Annotated in this window: 16 protein-coding genes; 12 read left to right on the top strand and 4 right to left on the bottom strand. The window is 45.7% G+C overall.

The window, feature by feature from the left end; translation table 11 throughout:
• The first annotated feature begins 2 nt into the window (after positions 1–2).
• From NOM90_RS00290 to NOM90_RS00300, 3 genes are all read left to right on the top strand, one after another.
• Complete coding sequence (locus tag NOM90_RS00290; RefSeq protein WP_255939120.1) at positions 3–2,648, top strand: transglutaminase-like domain-containing protein; 2,646 nt, start codon at positions 3–5, stop codon at positions 2,646–2,648.
• Between the two features lie 41 nt (positions 2,649–2,689).
• Complete coding sequence (locus NOM90_RS00295; protein ID WP_255939123.1) at positions 2,690–3,793, top strand: glycoside hydrolase family 18 protein; 1,104 nt, start codon at positions 2,690–2,692, stop codon at positions 3,791–3,793.
• 219 nt (positions 3,794–4,012) lie between these two features.
• The gene (locus NOM90_RS00300; RefSeq protein ID WP_255939125.1) at positions 4,013–5,710 is read left to right on the top strand and encodes a M3 family oligoendopeptidase; all 1,698 of its coding nucleotides are present in this window, start codon (positions 4,013–4,015) and stop codon (positions 5,708–5,710) included.
• Between the two features lie 65 nt (positions 5,711–5,775).
• Here the strand turns inward: NOM90_RS00300 and NOM90_RS00305 are convergent, their stop codons facing one another.
• Positions 5,776–6,342 (bottom strand): YdeI/OmpD-associated family protein, encoded by a 567-nt coding sequence (locus NOM90_RS00305; protein WP_255939128.1) that lies wholly within the window; start codon positions 6,340–6,342, stop codon positions 5,776–5,778.
• A 97-nt stretch (positions 6,343–6,439) separates the two neighbouring features.
• Between NOM90_RS00305 and pssA the strand changes: the two genes are divergently transcribed.
• The 5 genes from pssA to NOM90_RS00330 are packed head-to-tail and all read left to right on the top strand — an operon-like array spanning position 6,440 to position 10,703.
• A complete protein-coding gene (gene pssA / locus NOM90_RS00310) occupies positions 6,440–6,967 on the top strand; it encodes a CDP-diacylglycerol--serine O-phosphatidyltransferase (RefSeq protein ID WP_255939129.1) in 528 nt (175 codons plus the stop codon).
• Entirely contained in the window at positions 6,967–7,455 is a 489-nt protein-coding gene (locus NOM90_RS00315) for a DedA family protein (protein WP_255939130.1), read from the top strand. Before pssA ends, NOM90_RS00315 begins: the two co-directional genes overlap by 1 nt.
• Complete coding sequence (gene asd, locus NOM90_RS00320) at positions 7,442–8,263, top strand: archaetidylserine decarboxylase (RefSeq protein ID WP_255939131.1); 822 nt, start codon at positions 7,442–7,444, stop codon at positions 8,261–8,263. The genes NOM90_RS00315 and asd overlap by 14 nt, the downstream gene beginning before the upstream one ends.
• The gene (locus tag NOM90_RS00325; protein ID WP_255939133.1) at positions 8,260–8,940 is read left to right on the top strand and encodes a response regulator transcription factor; all 681 of its coding nucleotides are present in this window, start codon (positions 8,260–8,262) and stop codon (positions 8,938–8,940) included. Before asd ends, NOM90_RS00325 begins: the two co-directional genes overlap by 4 nt.
• Positions 8,937–10,703 (top strand): sensor histidine kinase, encoded by a 1,767-nt coding sequence (locus NOM90_RS00330; RefSeq protein WP_255939134.1) that lies wholly within the window; start codon positions 8,937–8,939, stop codon positions 10,701–10,703. Before NOM90_RS00325 ends, NOM90_RS00330 begins: the two co-directional genes overlap by 4 nt.
• Before the next feature lie 49 nt (positions 10,704–10,752).
• Here NOM90_RS00330 and NOM90_RS00335 read toward each other — a convergent pair whose 3' ends face one another.
• On the bottom strand, positions 10,753–11,967 hold the full coding sequence (locus NOM90_RS00335; RefSeq protein ID WP_255939136.1) for an MFS transporter: 1,215 nt from the start codon (positions 11,965–11,967) through the stop codon (positions 10,753–10,755).
• A 183-nt stretch (positions 11,968–12,150) separates the two neighbouring features.
• On the opposite strand from NOM90_RS00335, the gene NOM90_RS00340 reads away from it, so the two are divergent.
• The 3 genes from NOM90_RS00340 (at position 12,151) to NOM90_RS00350 (ending at position 14,794) form a co-directional block, all read left to right on the top strand.
• Complete coding sequence (locus tag NOM90_RS00340; RefSeq protein WP_255939137.1) at positions 12,151–13,617, top strand: aminotransferase-like domain-containing protein; 1,467 nt, start codon at positions 12,151–12,153, stop codon at positions 13,615–13,617.
• Entirely contained in the window at positions 13,610–14,356 is a 747-nt protein-coding gene (locus NOM90_RS00345) for a hypothetical protein (RefSeq protein ID WP_255939139.1), read from the top strand. The genes NOM90_RS00340 and NOM90_RS00345 overlap by 8 nt, the downstream gene beginning before the upstream one ends.
• Before the next feature lie 162 nt (positions 14,357–14,518).
• A complete protein-coding gene (locus tag NOM90_RS00350; protein ID WP_255939141.1) occupies positions 14,519–14,794 on the top strand; it encodes an HPr family phosphocarrier protein in 276 nt (91 codons plus the stop codon).
• 67 nt (positions 14,795–14,861) lie between these two features.
• Here NOM90_RS00350 and NOM90_RS00355 read toward each other — a convergent pair whose 3' ends face one another.
• A complete protein-coding gene (locus NOM90_RS00355; RefSeq protein WP_255939143.1) occupies positions 14,862–15,458 on the bottom strand; it encodes a GNAT family N-acetyltransferase in 597 nt (198 codons plus the stop codon).
• Between the two features lie 100 nt (positions 15,459–15,558).
• Positions 15,559–15,762, bottom strand: coding sequence for a hypothetical protein (locus NOM90_RS00360; protein ID WP_255939145.1), 204 nt, complete (start codon positions 15,760–15,762; stop codon positions 15,559–15,561).
• 235 nt (positions 15,763–15,997) lie between these two features.
• Between NOM90_RS00360 and NOM90_RS00365 the strand changes: the two genes are divergently transcribed.
• On the top strand, positions 15,998–17,083 hold the full coding sequence (locus NOM90_RS00365) for a FecCD family ABC transporter permease (protein WP_255939148.1): 1,086 nt from the start codon (positions 15,998–16,000) through the stop codon (positions 17,081–17,083).
• Positions 17,084–17,085: the final 2 nt, after the last annotated feature.

The following is a 17,085-nucleotide window of genomic DNA, read 5'->3' on the forward strand; positions in this document are numbered from 1 at the left end:
TATTGAACCCAATCATAAACGAAAAATTTTCGCTCACTTCAGAGCAAATTCAACAGATTGATGCAGCTTTTGCCAAACGAAAAAAACTCGCTTCTGCGCGTGAACGAGCATTGTTTGGTATATTCGACGCTACTTTGACGGAGGAAGAAGCTTTGGCTTTACGGTTTTTGTACGCGTATATGCCAATTCAGGATTTGGCGGATTACGACGGAGAACTCTTTTTGACGCATATCCGCCATGCTCTCAATACGCGTCAGCATATGCCGTGGGGCGCCGAAATTTCTGACGAGTTGTTTCTTTATTATGTGTTGCCACCGCGAATCAACAATGAACAGATCGAAGATTATCGCGGTGTGATTGCAGATGAACTGAACTCTCGGGTGCAAGGTTTGTCGATGTCGGAAGCAATACTTGAAACGAACTATTGGTGTTATGAAAAAGCAACTTACACCGGAAGCGATGCGCGCACGATCTCGCCGCTTGGGATGATCCGCAGCGCCAAAGGTCGTTGCGGCGAAGAATCGACGCTTACGACAGCGGCGCTACGCAGTATCGGAATTCCGGCGCGTCAATGTTATACGCCGCGCTGGGCGCATGTGGACGACAACCATGCTTGGGTCGAAGCTTGGGCAGACGGGAAATGGCATTTTCTCGGCGCTTGCGAACCGGAAGCGCGGCTGAATCAAGGTTGGTTCGACGCGCCGGCTGCAAGAGCGATGCTGGTGCACACTTCGGTGCCAGCCGGATACCAAGGGAGTGAACCGTTTACCGAGATTAGCGAGGTTCACAAACAGCTGAATCTGCTGGATCATTATGCGCCAGTGTGCGAGCTGAGCATTTATGTCGAAGACGCGGACGGTCGTCCGGCGGCTTTCACTGATATACAGTTCCAATTGTACAATTATGCGGAATTATTCACGATCGCTTCGATGAAAACAGACGATCAAGGCAGGGCAACCTTTGTGACAGGATTCGGCGATCTCATCATTCGGGCGATGAAGCAAGATCAATGGGGAGAAGTATTGTTCGGCGGAAGTATCAATCATGAGCAGAACCCCAAACTTCAACTTAAGCTGAGTAGGAGCGAACAAGCCGAGGGCATAGTCGATTTTGAACTTACGCCGCCGAGCGAGCTTCCTACGCCGGAAGATCCGTCGCCTCTAAGTTCAGGGGCATTTGAGAAACATCGACAACGGTTGCAACAATGCGAGCAGATTCGCGCTGCGTATGAAGATACGTTTGTTAATGAGGAAGCAGCGAAGATTTGGGCGCAAAAGTTAGAGTTAGATGCCGAGCGTTTGTTCAAAGTACTCAGCGATGCTCGCGGCAATTATACGGAGTTAACCGGTTTTTTGGAGCAAACTGTGCCTGAGCATGGCGAATTTCCGCTACGTTTATTGGAAAGTCTGACGTCCAAAGATCTGATTGATGTTCGGCAAAAAACTTTGCAAGATCATTTGGCGGGCGGACTAAAAGCTTTGCGACTGTACGAATCGATGAATCCCAAGCAAAGTTCGCATGAGACTTTCGTGTCGTATGTATTGCGTCCGCGTGTACGCTGGGAACGGTTAACCCCATACAGACAGTTGTTTCTTGAAGCCTTTTCGGAGCAAGAGCAGCAAGATTTTCGCCGCGATCCACAACGTTTAGCTGCGTATGTAACATCGAATTGGTCGATTCAACAGAATCAAACCCCCACACCGGGAAAAGCTTCGCCTGCTGGAACATTTGCTTTGAAATCCGGTGATCTAGAGTCGATCGAAATCTTGTTGATCGCGTTATGTCGAAGCTTCGGGATTCCCGCAAGGCTGCATCCAGCAACGCAGCAGCCGCAAGCGATGGTCGATGAAGAATGGATCGCACTGATATCTTCTAGCGATAAAGCTCCAGAATTCGGAACTTTACTACTCCTACAATCAAAAGGAGAAAAAGGTTCTTCGATCGAACCGTCATATCGGGAAAACTTCACAATTGCGCGTCTGGAGCAGGGACGGTACACAACGCTTCAATATCCATTTCGAGATAAAAATAAAATTCAGCAACCGCTGCATTTGCAAGTCGGAGATTATCGGATGACCACCGGGACTCGGCTACAAAACGGCAAAGTGCTCGTTCGAATGTTTTATTTCAAAATCGAGCCTAATCACGAACGAATCTTAACGCTTACTTTCCGAGAACTTGAAGATTCGATCCCGGTCTTGGCACAGGCTCCTAACGATTTGAGGATCAATCTGCAAGATGGATCAAGCTCGGATTTGAAAAATATGCTGGGTGATCGCGGAGCGATCGTAGCTTGGATCGATTACCGATTGGAGCCGACCCGTCATCTGCTGCGCGAAGCCGGAGAGCTTCGAACAGAGCTTGAATCGAATGATGTACCGCTTATCTTGATCGTTGGCGATTCAGTGATTGATAACGAGCGAATATCTGCTTTTATACCGAAGCCGTTACCGGATACTGCACTATTCGTCAGCGACGTTTCGGGACAAGCTTTGCATCGATTAAGCGAGGTTTGCCCGCCACCGGGCAATGAATATCCGCATTTATTCGTCTGGGATCGTGAGTATCAGGTCCGTTATGCGGAATCGGGATATAAGCCCGGTAGTTGCAGTGAAGCTTTGGCAATTTGGCGTTCCCTGCAAAATTAAATGATCCGCATCTAACTTCTATACAGAAAAGAGGTAACGATATGCAGCAATCCAGAATTCCAGACTCTAATAAGAAAACCGCTGTTCGTACAGTCGGTTATGTCGGGCATCATGATCTACCCAATCTGAAAACAGAAGATTTGCTCAAATTAACGCATATCAATATTGCATTCGGTCATGTCAAAGATGATGCAATCGCGACCGAACATTTGGAAAATATGCACGAAATCGCCCGGCTCAAACAAGAGCATCCTGGAGTTCGAATCTTGTTATCCGTGGGCGGATGGAGTGCAGGCGGATTTTCCGAAGCGGCATCCAGCGAATCCGGTCGTCGCAAGATGGCGGAATCTTCGTTAGCCGTCATCGATCAGTATGGGCTAGACGGGATTGATCTGGATTGGGAGTATCCATGTTACGGCGAAGCCGGTATTGGATCAAGCCCGGATGACCGCGAAAACTTCACGTTATTGCTGTGGGAAATTCGAGAACTTATGGATGCACGAAGCGTGAGTGATGGGAAGACTTATTTACTGACCATTGCCGCAGGCGCGGATCAGTATTATATCGATGGGACAGAGATGGATAAAGTCCAGCAATATCTCGACTACGTTCAACTCATGACTTATGATATGCGCGGCGGATTTCAGATTTTGACAGGGCATCATACGAATCTGTATACGCCTACCGGCGACTTGTTTCGAATTAGCGTCGAAGCGTCCGTAAAGCTATTTGCAAATGCGGGCGTACCCAAATCGAAAATCGTTGTCGGCGCGGCTTTTTATTCTCGTATGTGGAAAGGCGTACCGAACATCAACAACGGTCTACATCAGATGGCGGCTACAAGCGGCGGATACGGACCGGAGTACAGCGAATTGTTTGAGTCGTATATCGATCAAAATGGCTTCCGCAAATATTGGGACGAACAAGCACAAGCGCCTTATTTGTATGACGGCGATACGTTTATTACGTACGACGATCCACAGTCGATTGCCAGCAAATGCCGGTATGTGAAAAATGAACAATTGGGCGGCGTGATGTTTTGGGAGTATCGCTGCGATACAACCGGGCAGTTGCTTGAAGCGATTGCAGCAGGATTGGAACAATCGGAGCACTCACCGAATCAAGCTTCGCCTGCGACGTCTTAGCTCTGAGTTAGACTGGACAGATCGATCTTCGCGTTTTACAATCGGATACAATCTTCGAAAACCCTTTTGGTTACAGAAGGGTTTTCGGCGTTGGATTCAAAAGATATGTTAACTAACCTGCCGCAAAATGAAAAATGATCTAGCGATTATGTTGCAAACTCGGTATACTGAACAAATAGTTCGTACATAAATAGCGCATACATTAGAGGAGGAACGACCTTGACGACTTTCCAGCAATTCGATTACTTGCGTCCAAATATTGACCAGTTGAAGATTAACTTCAAAGAAGCTATTGCTAAATTTGAAGCCGCAGCAACCCTTGCCGAACAAGAATCGGTCATGCACGAAATCAATGCACTTCGCAACAGCTTCGATACGCAGCATCAGCTTGTTAGCATCCGCCATTCGATTGATACAACGGATGAGTTTTATAAAAACGAGCAAGAGTTTATGGATGAAGTCGGCCCTGTCGTGCAAGAATATATTTCCGATTATTACCGTGCTTTGACTACTTCGAAATTTAGAGCCGAGCTGGAAAGCAAATGGGGAACCCAATTGTTTGCTTTAGCCGAAAGCGCGATTCGTACCTTTAGCCCGGAGATCATCGAAGATTTGCAACTCGAAAATAAACTGTCGACGGAATACGATCAATTGATTGCGTCGGCGAAAATTATGTTCGAAGGCGAAGAACGTACTTTGCCGCAATTGCTTCCATTCGAATTGTCGACGGATCGCGGTATGCGTCAAAAAGCTTCGGAAGCACGTTTCGGATTTTTACATGAAAAAGAGCCGGAACTTGACCGTATCTATGACGATTTGGTGAAAGTCCGTACCAAAATGGCAAAACGACTTGGCTATCCAAGCTTCGTTGAAATGGGTTACGACCGTATGATGCGTACCGATTACAACGCTGAGATGGTCGCGAATTTCCGTAAGCAAGTGCAAGAAGAGATCGTTCCGGTAGCAACGCGTTTGCGTAAGCGCCAAGAAGAGCGGATCGATGTCGATACACTGCGTTATTTCGATAACGGATTTAGCTTCAAAAGCGGTAACGCTACGCCAAAAGGCGATCCGGATTGGATTGTCAAAAACGGCGAAGAGATGTACAAAGAATTGGCGCCGGAAACGGATGAGTTTTTCCAATTTATGCTCAAAAACGATTTGATGGATCTGGTCAGTAAAAAAGGCAAAGCGGGCGGCGGTTATTGCACGTATCTGCCGGATTACAAAGCACCGTTCATCTTCTCGAACTTCAACGGAACTTCCGGTGATATCGACGTATTGACGCACGAAGCAGGGCACGCTTTCCAAGTGTATTCCAGCCGTGGTCACGAAGTACCGGAATATCTGTGGCCGACGTACGAGTCCGCCGAGATTCACTCGATGAGCATGGAGTTCTTCACATGGCCGTGGATGGAGAAATTCTTCAAAGAAGATACGGATAAATATCGTTTCGATCACTTGGCTTCGAGCCTGTTGTTTATCCCTTACGGCGTATCGGTCGATGAATTCCAACATTTCGTTTATGCGAATCCGGATGCAACACCGGACGAACGCAAAACGGCATGGAGAGATATCGAGAAAAAATATTTGCCGCATTTGAACTATGAAGGTAACGATTATTTGGAGCGCGGCGGCTTCTGGCAAAAACAAGGGCATATCTTCGGCGCGCCGTTCTACTATATCGATTACACATTGGCACAAATCTGTGCGTTCCAATTCTGGAAACGTTCAAGAGAAAACTTCGAAGACGCATGGAAAGATTATATTCATCTGTGCGGCTTGGGCGGTACGAAGTCCTTCACGGGTCTTGTCAAAGAAGCAGGTCTGATTTCCCCGTTCGAAGACGGCTGCGTGTCGTCGGTGATTGGAACGATTGAAGAATGGCTGAACAGTGTAGACGACAAAGCGCTGTAAAAAGCACAAAACTAAAAGCGTTCTTTTCTTCGGAAAAGAGCGCTTTTTGATGATTCCGCAACCTATTACTTCAATCTCCCGCCATCATTCCATTGCCCGTACATTTTATTCGCCCGAGTTTGCTCCAGAAATTTATCCAAGCGACTAGCGAATAGCTCCGGTTGTTTGCGGTAACTCTGAATATTGTCGATCCGAATACGCCGATACAACTCGGGAAAAGACAGAAAATTCGCATAAGTCTGCGGATCTTCCTGTAATCGCTGCTGGATATCCTCGTCAATCGTGAAAGTATCTAACCCGCCAAGAGGATAAACTTTGCGCCCGGCTTCGTGCATTTGCCCCAGACGTTCCAACCTTAATGCTCGCTGCTTGTTAAGCTCTGTCCACGAACTGCTACGCGCCCGGGGAGAAAGCCGCTGCATCACGCCTTCGTCTGGTACGCTTTTTTTCACGCCGTCAATCCAGCCAAAACATAACGCTTCTTCGACCCCGTCCAAATAAAGTACGGTATTCTCGACCGGTTTCATACTGACTTTGATCCAACAACATTTTTCCGTATCGTGATAGTGTTCCAGCCAACTTCGCAGTTGTTCCCGCGTATAGACTTCTGTTAGCAAAGGGTACATCTCCATTTATAACTCCTCCTTATGTCTAGGCAAACACAAAAAAAACACAACTTAGGATTACACTGACTCCAATGACCGAACTGATCTAGGAGAGTGTACAGAAATGAAAAAAATAATTCCTTCTGCGTTGACGCTAAGCAATTTGCTACTCGGATTTCTCGCTATTTTACTTGTATTCAAAGACGAATTGTTACCTGCCATATTGTTGATTATGCTCGGCATGTTATGTGATGTATTCGATGGATATTGTGCACGGAAATTAGATGCGGCTTCGGAACTCGGTAAAGAATTGGATTCGTTAGCCGATCTTGTGACTTTCGGCGTCGCTCCTGCGGCTCTGATCTATGTCGCTTCATTGCAAGAAATTCATACATTCGGAGCCCTTTGCTGCGTCGTATACGTCTGCTGCTGCGCGATACGGTTGGCGCGTTTCAATACCAGCCAAGCGACGACGTCAGGCTTTATCGGTATGCCAACCCCATTTGCCGCAGCGATGATCTTGTTGATTTCCATTGTATCTAGCCCAGCTGTAACCGAGATCGGCGTGTTGGTAATCAGTTGGTTGATGGTGAGCCGAATCCCTTTTCCAAGTTTTAAAAAGATCAAACCGGAACCGGCGGAGGAGTTCTAATGGAAACAGCGCTGCAATTTTTATCCGACTACGGCTATGCGGCGGTTTATGGATTGCTGACTTTAGGGATAGTCGGCGTACCCGTACCGGACGAGATTTTGATGACCGCCGTCGGCTACTTAACGTTGATCGGCACGATGAAGCTTTCCTATGCGATTTTGTTTAGTTTTGCAGGAGCGATGAGCGGCATGATGATTAGTTATGCAATCGGTCATAAAGCAGGTCGTCCGCTGCTGGATCGGTATGGAAAATGGGTCGGAATGAAACCTGCCCGAATCGCTAAAGTCGAAGGTTGGATGAATAAATATGGTGCGATATCGATCATGATCGGTTATTTTATTCCCGGTTTCCGGCATGTGACTTGTTATTTGTGCGGAATCGGTAGAATGCCACTCCGTAAATATATCAGTTTTGCATCCGTAGGGGCGTTGGTTTGGTGTGTAATTTTTATTATGATGGGAAGGGTCATTGGTCATGTCAATAGTTGAAGCAATCAAAGGAAAACTTTATCGCCTGATTATGCGTATGCTTGGAGGGAAATGGAGTAGCGGAGTCGTCAAAAAGTTTTGTGATTCGAGATTGAGCCGTCCGTTGATTCCTGCTTTTATTAAATTCTATCGTATAGCCGAAAAAGAAATACAAAAGCCGGTTGCTCATTATCAATCGCTTAGCGACTTTTTTACTCGGACGATTGATCTTGATCTTCGACCGGTCGATTCCGATTGTGCTTCGGTTGTCAGCCCCGTAGACGGATATGTACAGAAATTTGGAGATCTGACAGCCGATCAACGTTTCCAAGTAAAAGGCAAATGGTATTCGTTCGAAGAATTAACGTCGCTTCAAATCGAAGGTACAGCCTATGGCGGCGGCAAATTTATCATTTTATATTTGAGCCCTTCTCAATATCACCGATTTCATAGCCCCGTAGCAGGTGAAGGTGCGCAGGTCGCGGAATTGGGACGTCGGTCTTTGCCTGTAAACGCGGGAGGTTGGAAGTACGGAGGACGTTTGCTTTCGTTCAATCACCGGATTGTTTTTCGGATTCAGCGCCGCGTATCGAGTATGCTGATGATTGCGGTCGGAGCTTTAAATGTCAATTCGGTCATTCCCAGTTCTGCCCGTCCATTTTGGAACAAAGGCGACGAAGTCGGTTATTTTTCTTTCGGATCGACGGTTGTTTGCTTATTTGAAAAAGGTAGCGTGGAGTGGAGCGATACCTTGCACGAAGAAGCTTACGTTCAAGTCGGAGAAAAGATCGCGACAATGACAGTGTTAGAAAGGAAGAACTGGATTTGAGTAAAAAAGTATTGATCGTAGAAGACGAACAGCGGATCCGAGAATTGATCTCCGATTATTTTTTGGCGCAAAAATGGATCGTATGCGAAGCAGCAGATGGCAGTGAAGGGTTGTATACGTTTGAAGTCGAAATGCCGGATCTTGTGATTTTGGATCTGATGATGCCGGAAATGGACGGTTGGGAATTATGTCGACGTATTCGGCTTCGTTCGGAAGTTCCGATTATCATTTTGACTGCGATGTCAGGAGACGAACGTCAAATTCAAGGGTATGAACTGGGCGCCGACGATTATGTGACCAAGCCATTCAGCCCTAAAGTATTGGTGTCAAAAGCCGAAGTGCTGATGCGCCGCATAGATGGGCAGTTGATCGCCGATTCGGAAATTCAAGTAGGGTTCGGCGTTCGATTAAACACACGGAACCGCAAGTTGGAGTATGGCGAAGAATCGATTGAACTGACGCCCAAAGAGTACGGAGTCCTTCAGCTATTTATGCGTAACCGGGGAATCGTCTTGTCGCGGGATCATATTTTGAGTTCGATTTGGGGCGGAGAATACGAAGGCGATGTTCGGGTTGTAGATACGCATATCAAAAAACTTCGCGGGAAAATGGGACCGGCCGCCGAATGTGTACGCACGGTATTTGGTGTGGGGTATACGTATGAGGACAAACGATGAAAAAAAACAGTGTCACAACCAAGCTTTTTATCGCGACTGCCTCTATTTTTATTTTGTTTTATATCATCGTCTTATTGGCTCAACTCTTAGTATTCCCTCAATTTTATGAAAAACGCAAAATCACGAAGTTGCAGCAAGGCACCAATCAATTGGCTGAAGCGTATCGTGAAGATCCGAATTCATTGCTGGAAACGGATTCGGATTTTCTGGTGTCTTTACGACGCTCCGATGTTAACTTTGCACTCACTGATTTAACAGGAGATTTACCGCTAAATGATCCATTTCGTATCCAAATTCAGCGTGCGGACGGTACGAAACTTCAAGTTTCTTTATCTTATTTAGTGATTTCTTCGCGCGGCGAATTCGATCGGTTGAAGCTGGATGCGGGCGAGTCGGTGCAGCTTTACGGTGACTTTGGGCAAGGCGCGGACCGGGATACTTTTTATGCTTTTTATATCGGAGCAACAACAGGGCAAGGGATCGAAGGGAAAGAAGCGGGCGATCGAAGTCTGCTAGGAACAACACAGCGTATTGAAGGAAAGTTGCTCACGACAAAATTACCGGATACCGATAAGCTGGGGCGGCGCCTAGGCTTGGTTTATCTCGCTTTGGATGAGTTTTTTCCTTTGAAAACCGAGGACCAACAGCAACTTCGACAAATGCAGCCGGTTCAGCGGATCTGGATCGATTCGTTCAGCGGAAATCGCAGTGCGATCCGTCTGCAACCTGTACAAGATGCGTCCGGTGAACTTCAAGTGTTGTTAGTCGTGACCTCGTTACAAGAAATCAAAGAAACGAATAGCGCGCTTCGGTTATTTTTCGTCTATCTGGGAGTTGGCGGCTTTATCTTGATTCTGTTTCTGTCGATCTTATACTCGGGAATCGTTACGCGTCCTCTGGTCAAGTTGAATCAGAAAGCGCAGCGAATGAAGCTCCTTGATTTTTCTCAAGAAGAACCTCTTAAGCGCAAAGACGAATTAGGCAGTTTATCAAACACATTATTCGAATTATCAAGTCAATTAGGGGTAACTTTAGATGAATTAGGCAAAACGAATTTTCAGTTGAAAAAAGAAATCGAACATAACAAAGAATTAGAGCAACTCCAAAAAGACTTTTTTGCCAACGCTTCTCATGAACTTAAAACACCTTTGAGCATCGTAAAAGGATTTGCCGAAGGGATGCAAGACGGGATTGGAGCCGGTAGGCAAGATCATTATATCGGCGTCATTTTGGAAGAAAGCGAGAAGATGGAACGACTTGTACAAGATATGTTAGAGCTCCTTCGTCTAGACTCGCAGACGTTAAAATTGTACAAAACTCCGGTATTATTGAGCGAATTGACCGAAGACGTATTAGAAAAATTGGTCTATCAAATGCGCGAAAAAAAGTTATCGGCACAAATTTTGAAAGACAACGAACAACCGCTTTCATTGGATGCCGGCAAAATGGAGCAAGTCGTGTTGAATTTACTGACCAATGCGATCCGCCACGCAGCGCCAGGAAGTACGATACAGATTAACATTTCATATGAACATGATCGATCCACGTACACGATTCACAATCAAGGCTCTAGCATACCTGAAGATTATTTGAACCGCATATGGGAACGGTTTTTCCGCGTAGAAGCGGCAAGAGACCGTGCCACCGGCGGAACGGGTCTGGGGCTTGCGATCGTAAAACGTATTTTGGAATTGCATGATTGCGAATACAAAGTCGAAAATGTCAATGAAGGCGTGAAATTTACTTTAGTTTTTAGAGTGTAAAAAGGGCTGCCAAAGCAGCCCTTTTTCGTATGTGATAAGTGATATGAGTTCAGACCAAAACCGGATTTGTTTCCGATTTGCTAAGTTTAAGGCGTAAAGTGAGCAAACAACAAGATAACGTCAAGATCGAAGACAGACTATACACGACGAACAATGAAGATATATTCATCAGTACACCGGAAATAGAAGTTCCCATTAACACGCCCGCCATCATCATTGGAATAATCACGCCATTTACACGACCGATATAATCTTCTTTAACTTCCTGAATCATAAAAGCCACAAAGATCACTTCAAAAAACGCTGCGCACAGCCCTGAAAGTACGCGTGTACTCGCCGTCAATGCCGGGAAAATAGACAACACTTCAATAAAAGTGAGAACCGCCCAAATCAACATCACTCCAGTCATTACGCTTTTGCGATAACGAGCCACCCAACCGGTCATCGTTGCTGCAAGCAAACCTCCGATTAACATGCCGACTCCTTCTGAAGCGGTTAACCATTGTACGCCTTCTTTTGGAAGCCCCAGACGATTTATCGCAAGAAACACATCAAGCGGTTGAGTTAGACCGATCGAGATGCCGCTAATTAAAAACAACACGCAAGTCAGTCGAAGATTAGAACGTTCCCACACATACCGTAATCCGTCTTGAAGGTCAGTCCACGGCGAAGTCTTTTCTTCTCTAACTTCACGTTTGGAATCCGGTAACAACAGCTGAATTCCTGCCGCGATCATGAAGATCATAACAAGTGCAATCAGAGAAGCATACAGCCCGAGTTGGGTATAAATAAAAGTTCCGACAACTGGACCCAAAATCATAAAAATCGCCATCATGCTTTGCGTAATTCCAACGGCTGTCCCGACTTGATCGGCTGGGATATGCTGACGGAATAAGATAGCCGACGAAGGCTGGGAAAATTGACTGACAATAGCCGATATGACCGTAGCCACAAATACCGCTTGCCAAAGCCCGGCGAAGATCAGCAAGACAATCACAATGATCGATAGAGCACTTAACGTATCACCTGCAATGACCGTCTTTTTTGGATTCCACCGGTCGGCAAAGGTTCCTCCTATTAACGAAAATAAAAAGATCGGCAAATATTCAAGCGCGGTTAATAGCGACACAGCGACCGGGTTATTGCCGCTTTGTTCCATGACATAGAATAACAGCGCCATATTGCGAATCCATATTCCAAGTTGTTGCAATAAATCTGCACTTGCGACAATCAAAAAAACACGGTTTTTGAACAACGCGTTCATGCTCAGTATCTCCTCGTCCCTAAAATCTGTCTCTTAACTTTCTTTCGCTATTTTAGCGTTGAGTTTTGTTTTTCGTGTGTCTTTTTTGATCTTGCTCAGCCACGACAGTGGTTATAGATGTCGACCGCGGTTCTTTTCTTTGAGCGCCGAATATGGAATGATAGAAGATAAGGAGCTGAGCGTATGTTTAAAGATTTTAAAGTAGAAGGCGATAGCCCGGCTTATATGCAATTGAAAATGTATATCGAAGCTTTGATTACGCAAGGTCTGATGCCGCTACATCATAAATTACCTTCGACGCGCGAGTTATCGGGGTTACTTGGAGTCAGTCGTACAACCGTGATTAGCGCGTATGAAGCACTGGAGCGGACAGGATGGATCGAAGCGGTGAAAGGTCGAGGCAATTTCGTTTCGAGAGCGGCTGTGCATCTGGAAGAACCGCCGAGTCTAATCAATTGGAACGAACGATTAAGCCCGCAAGCTTTTTTATCGGAAGAAATGGATTTGATGAAACACGGGATCAAGTGGGAAAAAGGCATGATCGCGTTTACGAGTATTGCACCGGATGAACGATTGTTCGATATGAACGGAGTCAAGCGAGCTTTTTTGGATCGGATGTCGCTGGAAGGCAATGTGCTGATGAACTATGGCTATGCCCAAGGGTACCGTCCTCTTATTCAATATTTAACGAATTATATGACAAGCAAAGGCGTAGACTTAACGGAAAAAGATATTTTGATCACAAATGGATTCACGGAAGGATTTGATCTACTTCTCACGGCGATCGGCAAGCGTAGCGGACGCATTTTATGCGAAAATCCAACGCATCACACTGCGATCAAAATGATGAAGTTACATGGGTTCGAGCCCGTCGGTGTAAATATGGAACGTGACGGAATTCATATCGAGACGTTGAGGTCGATGTTAAACGAGCAGACGTTTGATATGGCGTATTTGACGCCGTCTTATCATAACCCGACCGGAATCGTGACTTCGCCGGATAAACGAATGGAGTTATTGCGTCTATTAGGCGAGCATGAAATTCCGGTGATCGAAGATGGGTTTAATGAAGAACTTCGGTATTCCGGTGCGCATGCGGCTCCATTGATCGCTTGCGCGGGAACCGGAAATTCGGTCGCTTACGTCGGCAGTTTTTCCAAAATTTTATTCCCGGGTATTCGAGTAGGTTGGATTGTCGCAGATCGTCAATTGATCGGGTATCTGGAAAGTCTGAAACGCGCGCAAACGATTCATACTTCGACTTTGGATCAAGCGTTATTGTTTCAATACTTGCACAACGGCAATTTCGAACGATATCTTAAGCGCATACGTACAGAATATAAACGTAAATACGAATGGGTCGTGCATAATTGCCAAGCGCATATTCCGATGCAAGAAATGAGCGGCGAAGGTGGCTTACATGTATTTATAGAGTTGGATTCTAGGCTGAACGCCCGGGATATTCTCGCGGATTGTTATAAGCTCGGTGTCGTATTTACGCCCGGCGATATTTTTTTCACAGACAATACAGGTCATCATACGTTGCGGATCGGCTTCTCGCGTGTACCGGAAGAACAGATCGAACAAGGGATTCAAGTGATTGGGAATGTGGTGAAAAAGCATTTGGAAAGGAGCGAGGCGTATGAATGAACGTAAAAAGTACATCAAATTATGGGCGGTTGCGGCTGCGCTATCCAGCATCTTGTTGCTCAGCGGATGTATTCGTTTTGGCCCGCAAGCCGACGAGATGGAAAATACAGCAAACTCTACAGCCATGAAGCAAACCGATACAGATTCAACCTCATCTGAGTCAGCTGACAATTCAAGCCAATCGACAAAGTCTACGAATACCGATGAAGATACAAGTTCAGATACATCTAGCGATGTCGCTGATTCAGCCGATACAGCTACCGACTCTGACTCTATGGTCGAAATCGAGGTAAAGCCGGAAGAATCAGAGAAAGTGGTCGAGTTCCAGTTGTTGCAATTACCATCCGGATATTCGCTATACAAAATGACTTGGGAACCACAAGCTTTAGAAACATCTTTAGATAATGAAGAAAGCAGCGAGGAGAATAATACAGAAGAGTCGGCACAAGAACTTTCTTCCCAAGGAAGTGCTTCTTCTTCAACACTCGACTCGGATCTTATTGCAACCACGTATTCTCAAGCGATTACAGCAGGGCAACTTGAAAGCAATGGATTTTTTATCGATAACAATGGTCAGCGGATTGGGTATCGATATACCGACGAACAGACCGGACGTGATGGAATCGTCCATCTCGACTTTCGTGATCCAGAAGGCAGCATTGTTTCTTGGGAAAAAGAGCTGACCCTTGGCGTTAACTCGGTGCAAAATGAAGTCGATAATCCAGAAAATAATCAATAATTTTAAATTTCGTATGACGCGTTTCAAGGTTAAAATAAACGGATATAAATGTTTACACCGTATGAAAATTAGAACATAAGATTAGACTTTAAATTTATACTTGATTTTGGATGTGAATTCTGCTACCTTTTTTAACGGACTATGTAAAAAGGAGAACCATCTATGAGAGTACACGAGTTTAAAATCGAAGGCGAATTCGATCGCGATGAACTGCTTCGAATTTCGTCGGAAGCGGCACAGTTTTCTTCAGACATCAAACTTTTTTGCGGAGATGAAGATCAGCAGCGAATCGTTGATGTAAAAAGTCTGCTTGGAATGATGTTGGTTCCGATCCATGACGGCAATACGATTCGGATTAGCGCACGAGGTCAAGATGAACTAGCTGCGTTGGAATATATGTGCGCATTATTTGAACATCGCGCATATGCGACTCATTAAAGCAGTCGAACATAACAAACCCCCTATGACTCTGTGCAGAGCCGTAGGGGGTTTTGTCGTGGTCTGATTATGAGCGGCGTGCGTAACTTTGTTTATGAAAAGCTTCGATTTGCTGAAATAATACGCGTCCATCACGGCTTAACGGATGCGCAAGGCGCTGGTGTTCGCTTTGCAAATCCATGGTCATCGCTCGGTACTTTTCAGGAATCCATCTGTATGAATGAATATAATCCGTAGATTCAAATCCGCAATGTAACCAAAAACGTAGACGATGTACGCCTTCTGGACGATCGTCAGCTTCGGCTTCGATCAGCAATCCGTCTACATGATGCGTTTCACGCGCCCAGGTTGCTAAGGCGGCAATCGTTTGTTGACCTATACCTTGACTACGTTGCTCTGGGGATACCGCCATGTAGTCGATAATGAGTAGACGCTTGTCAGTACTCAGCCCCGTTAACGCCATCGAGCAAGGTTGCCCTTCAATATGACCGACGTGTAAAAAAGCATCCATATGTTGCAGCATATTACGTATAATCCGCTCCGGTTTGCGAATATGTTCGGGAAACGAATCCTCGTAAACCGGCTTAATCTCCGACCATATTTCATGATTCCATTTTAAGCTTGTATGCAATTGGAATATCGAATCTGATTCCGACCTGCTCATATTCGTTTTCCTCCTTGTTAAAAAAACTCATACAAAAAACTCTATCTTTGAAAAAAGCCGCAGATAGAGTCTGTGTGCAAAATGTGACGAAAGATATAACTTAGTTATGTTCGTGTTGTAAACGTTCAAAACGTTTCACTGCCCAATAAGGTAGAGTTACCGAACGCTCCGGTGTATTGACCGTAAAAAAACGCGCGTCGTTTAGATTGGGAAAGCAGGGCCCCGTATAAAATTCGCCACTCACTAGATGAAGACGTAATATTTCTTCTTCAAATACGGCCTTTTTGATCTCTTGAACTGCCATGATGCAGGCCCCCTATGAGCTTAATAAAGTGTTACAGATGTCTCATTACGTTATACTTACCCAAATATTGAGTAATTAATCATGTTGCTAGCCAGATAGCAAAAGAAGTTTGAATATCATAGATTCGTTTTTTGTTGCGTCAGAGTCTGGACGTATATTTTTTCGACTGCTATACTTTTGATAATCAATCTCATTTGAGCGTGCTTATAACTAAGTCTGTAGACCTTTGGGGTCTATGGAGGTTTTGGTGTGCATTCGGAAAAAAGGTGATGTATTGCAGGACGTACAAAAAGAAATCAATACGGCAAAAAAAATCAAAGTTCGATCCCGACCTTTGGCAGCTTCGCTTATTTTGATCGGTGGTGTAATCTTACTACTGTTCGGTATGGCGCTTGCGATTGCAATCGGAGCGAAAGACATTGCATTACCGGACGTCTGGAATGCTGTATTCCATTTTGACCCGAATTTGACGGAACATCAGATTATTCGCGAATTGCGTATGCCGCGAGTGATTGGTGCCGCAATTGTCGGAGCTGCTTTTGCAGTCGCAGGTGCGATCATGCAAGGCATGACTCGAAATCCGCTTGCCGATACAGGGCTTCTAGGACTTAATGCCGGAGCAGGGTTCGCTTTAGCAATCTGCTTTGCTTTTTTCCCGGGGATGTCTTTTCTCGGTCTTATGCTTTATTCGTTTGTTGGAGCGGGTGCCGGAGTCGGAATCGTGTATGGAATCGGTTCGCGTTCCAAAGGCGGTCTGACACCGATTCGACTTGTTCTTGCCGGAGCTGCGGTCAGTGCGCTATTCACTGCCCTTAGCGAAGGCGTAGCTTTGTATTTCAAAATCGGTCAAGACCTTGCATTTTGGTATGCAGGCGGAGTTGCAGGAACGCAGTGGGTACAGATTCAGATTGTTTTGCCCGCTGTCGTGATTGCATTATTAGGTGCTTTTGCGTTATCTCGTTCGATTACTCTTTTGAGTCTGGGCGACGATATTGCGACTGGATTAGGGCAGAGAACCGGTCTGATTCGTTTGTTTGGTGTATTGATTGTCCTTGTTCTTGCCGGTACAGCGGTCTCAATCGTCGGTTCAGTAGGTTTTGTCGGGCTGATTATTCCGCATTTGACCCGCAAACTGGTTGGGGTTGACTATCGTTGGATTATTCCTTGTTCGGCCGTACTTGGAAGTCTGCTGATCGTATTTGCCGATCTTGCGGCACGCACGATCAATCCACCGCAAGAAACACCAATTGGTGCGCTTGTCGCATTGATCGGCGTACCGTTCTTCCTTTATCTCGCTGTTAAAGAAAGGAGGAGCCTGTAATG

Source organism: Saccharibacillus sp. JS10 (assembly GCF_024436065.1).
In the GTDB taxonomy this organism is placed as follows: Bacteria; Bacillota; Bacilli; order Paenibacillales; family Paenibacillaceae; genus Saccharibacillus.

What these genes read in the sequence shown, in the direction of transcription:
- NOM90_RS00295 (WP_255939123.1), top strand. Translation starts at nt 2,690, where the DNA reads ATGCAGCAATCCAGAATTCCAGACTCTAATAAGAAAACCGCTGTTCGT.
- NOM90_RS00305 (WP_255939128.1), bottom strand. Translation starts at nt 6,342, where the DNA reads ATGGAGATGTACCCTTTGCTAACAGAAGTCTATACGCGGGAACAACTG.
- pssA (WP_255939129.1), top strand. Translation starts at nt 6,440, where the DNA reads ATGAAAAAAATAATTCCTTCTGCGTTGACGCTAAGCAATTTGCTACTC.
- NOM90_RS00315 (WP_255939130.1), top strand. Translation starts at nt 6,967, where the DNA reads ATGGAAACAGCGCTGCAATTTTTATCCGACTACGGCTATGCGGCGGTT.
- asd (WP_255939131.1), top strand. Translation starts at nt 7,442, where the DNA reads ATGTCAATAGTTGAAGCAATCAAAGGAAAACTTTATCGCCTGATTATG.
- NOM90_RS00330 (WP_255939134.1), top strand. Translation starts at nt 8,937, where the DNA reads ATGAAAAAAAACAGTGTCACAACCAAGCTTTTTATCGCGACTGCCTCT.
- NOM90_RS00335 (WP_255939136.1), bottom strand. Translation starts at nt 11,967, where the DNA reads ATGAACGCGTTGTTCAAAAACCGTGTTTTTTTGATTGTCGCAAGTGCA.
- NOM90_RS00340 (WP_255939137.1), top strand. Translation starts at nt 12,151, where the DNA reads ATGTTTAAAGATTTTAAAGTAGAAGGCGATAGCCCGGCTTATATGCAA.
- NOM90_RS00345 (WP_255939139.1), top strand. Translation starts at nt 13,610, where the DNA reads ATGAATGAACGTAAAAAGTACATCAAATTATGGGCGGTTGCGGCTGCG.
- NOM90_RS00350 (WP_255939141.1), top strand. Translation starts at nt 14,519, where the DNA reads ATGAGAGTACACGAGTTTAAAATCGAAGGCGAATTCGATCGCGATGAA.
- NOM90_RS00355 (WP_255939143.1), bottom strand. Translation starts at nt 15,458, where the DNA reads ATGAGCAGGTCGGAATCAGATTCGATATTCCAATTGCATACAAGCTTA.
- NOM90_RS00360 (WP_255939145.1), bottom strand. Translation starts at nt 15,762, where the DNA reads ATGGCAGTTCAAGAGATCAAAAAGGCCGTATTTGAAGAAGAAATATTA.
- NOM90_RS00365 (WP_255939148.1), top strand. Translation starts at nt 15,998, where the DNA reads ATGGAGGTTTTGGTGTGCATTCGGAAAAAAGGTGATGTATTGCAGGAC.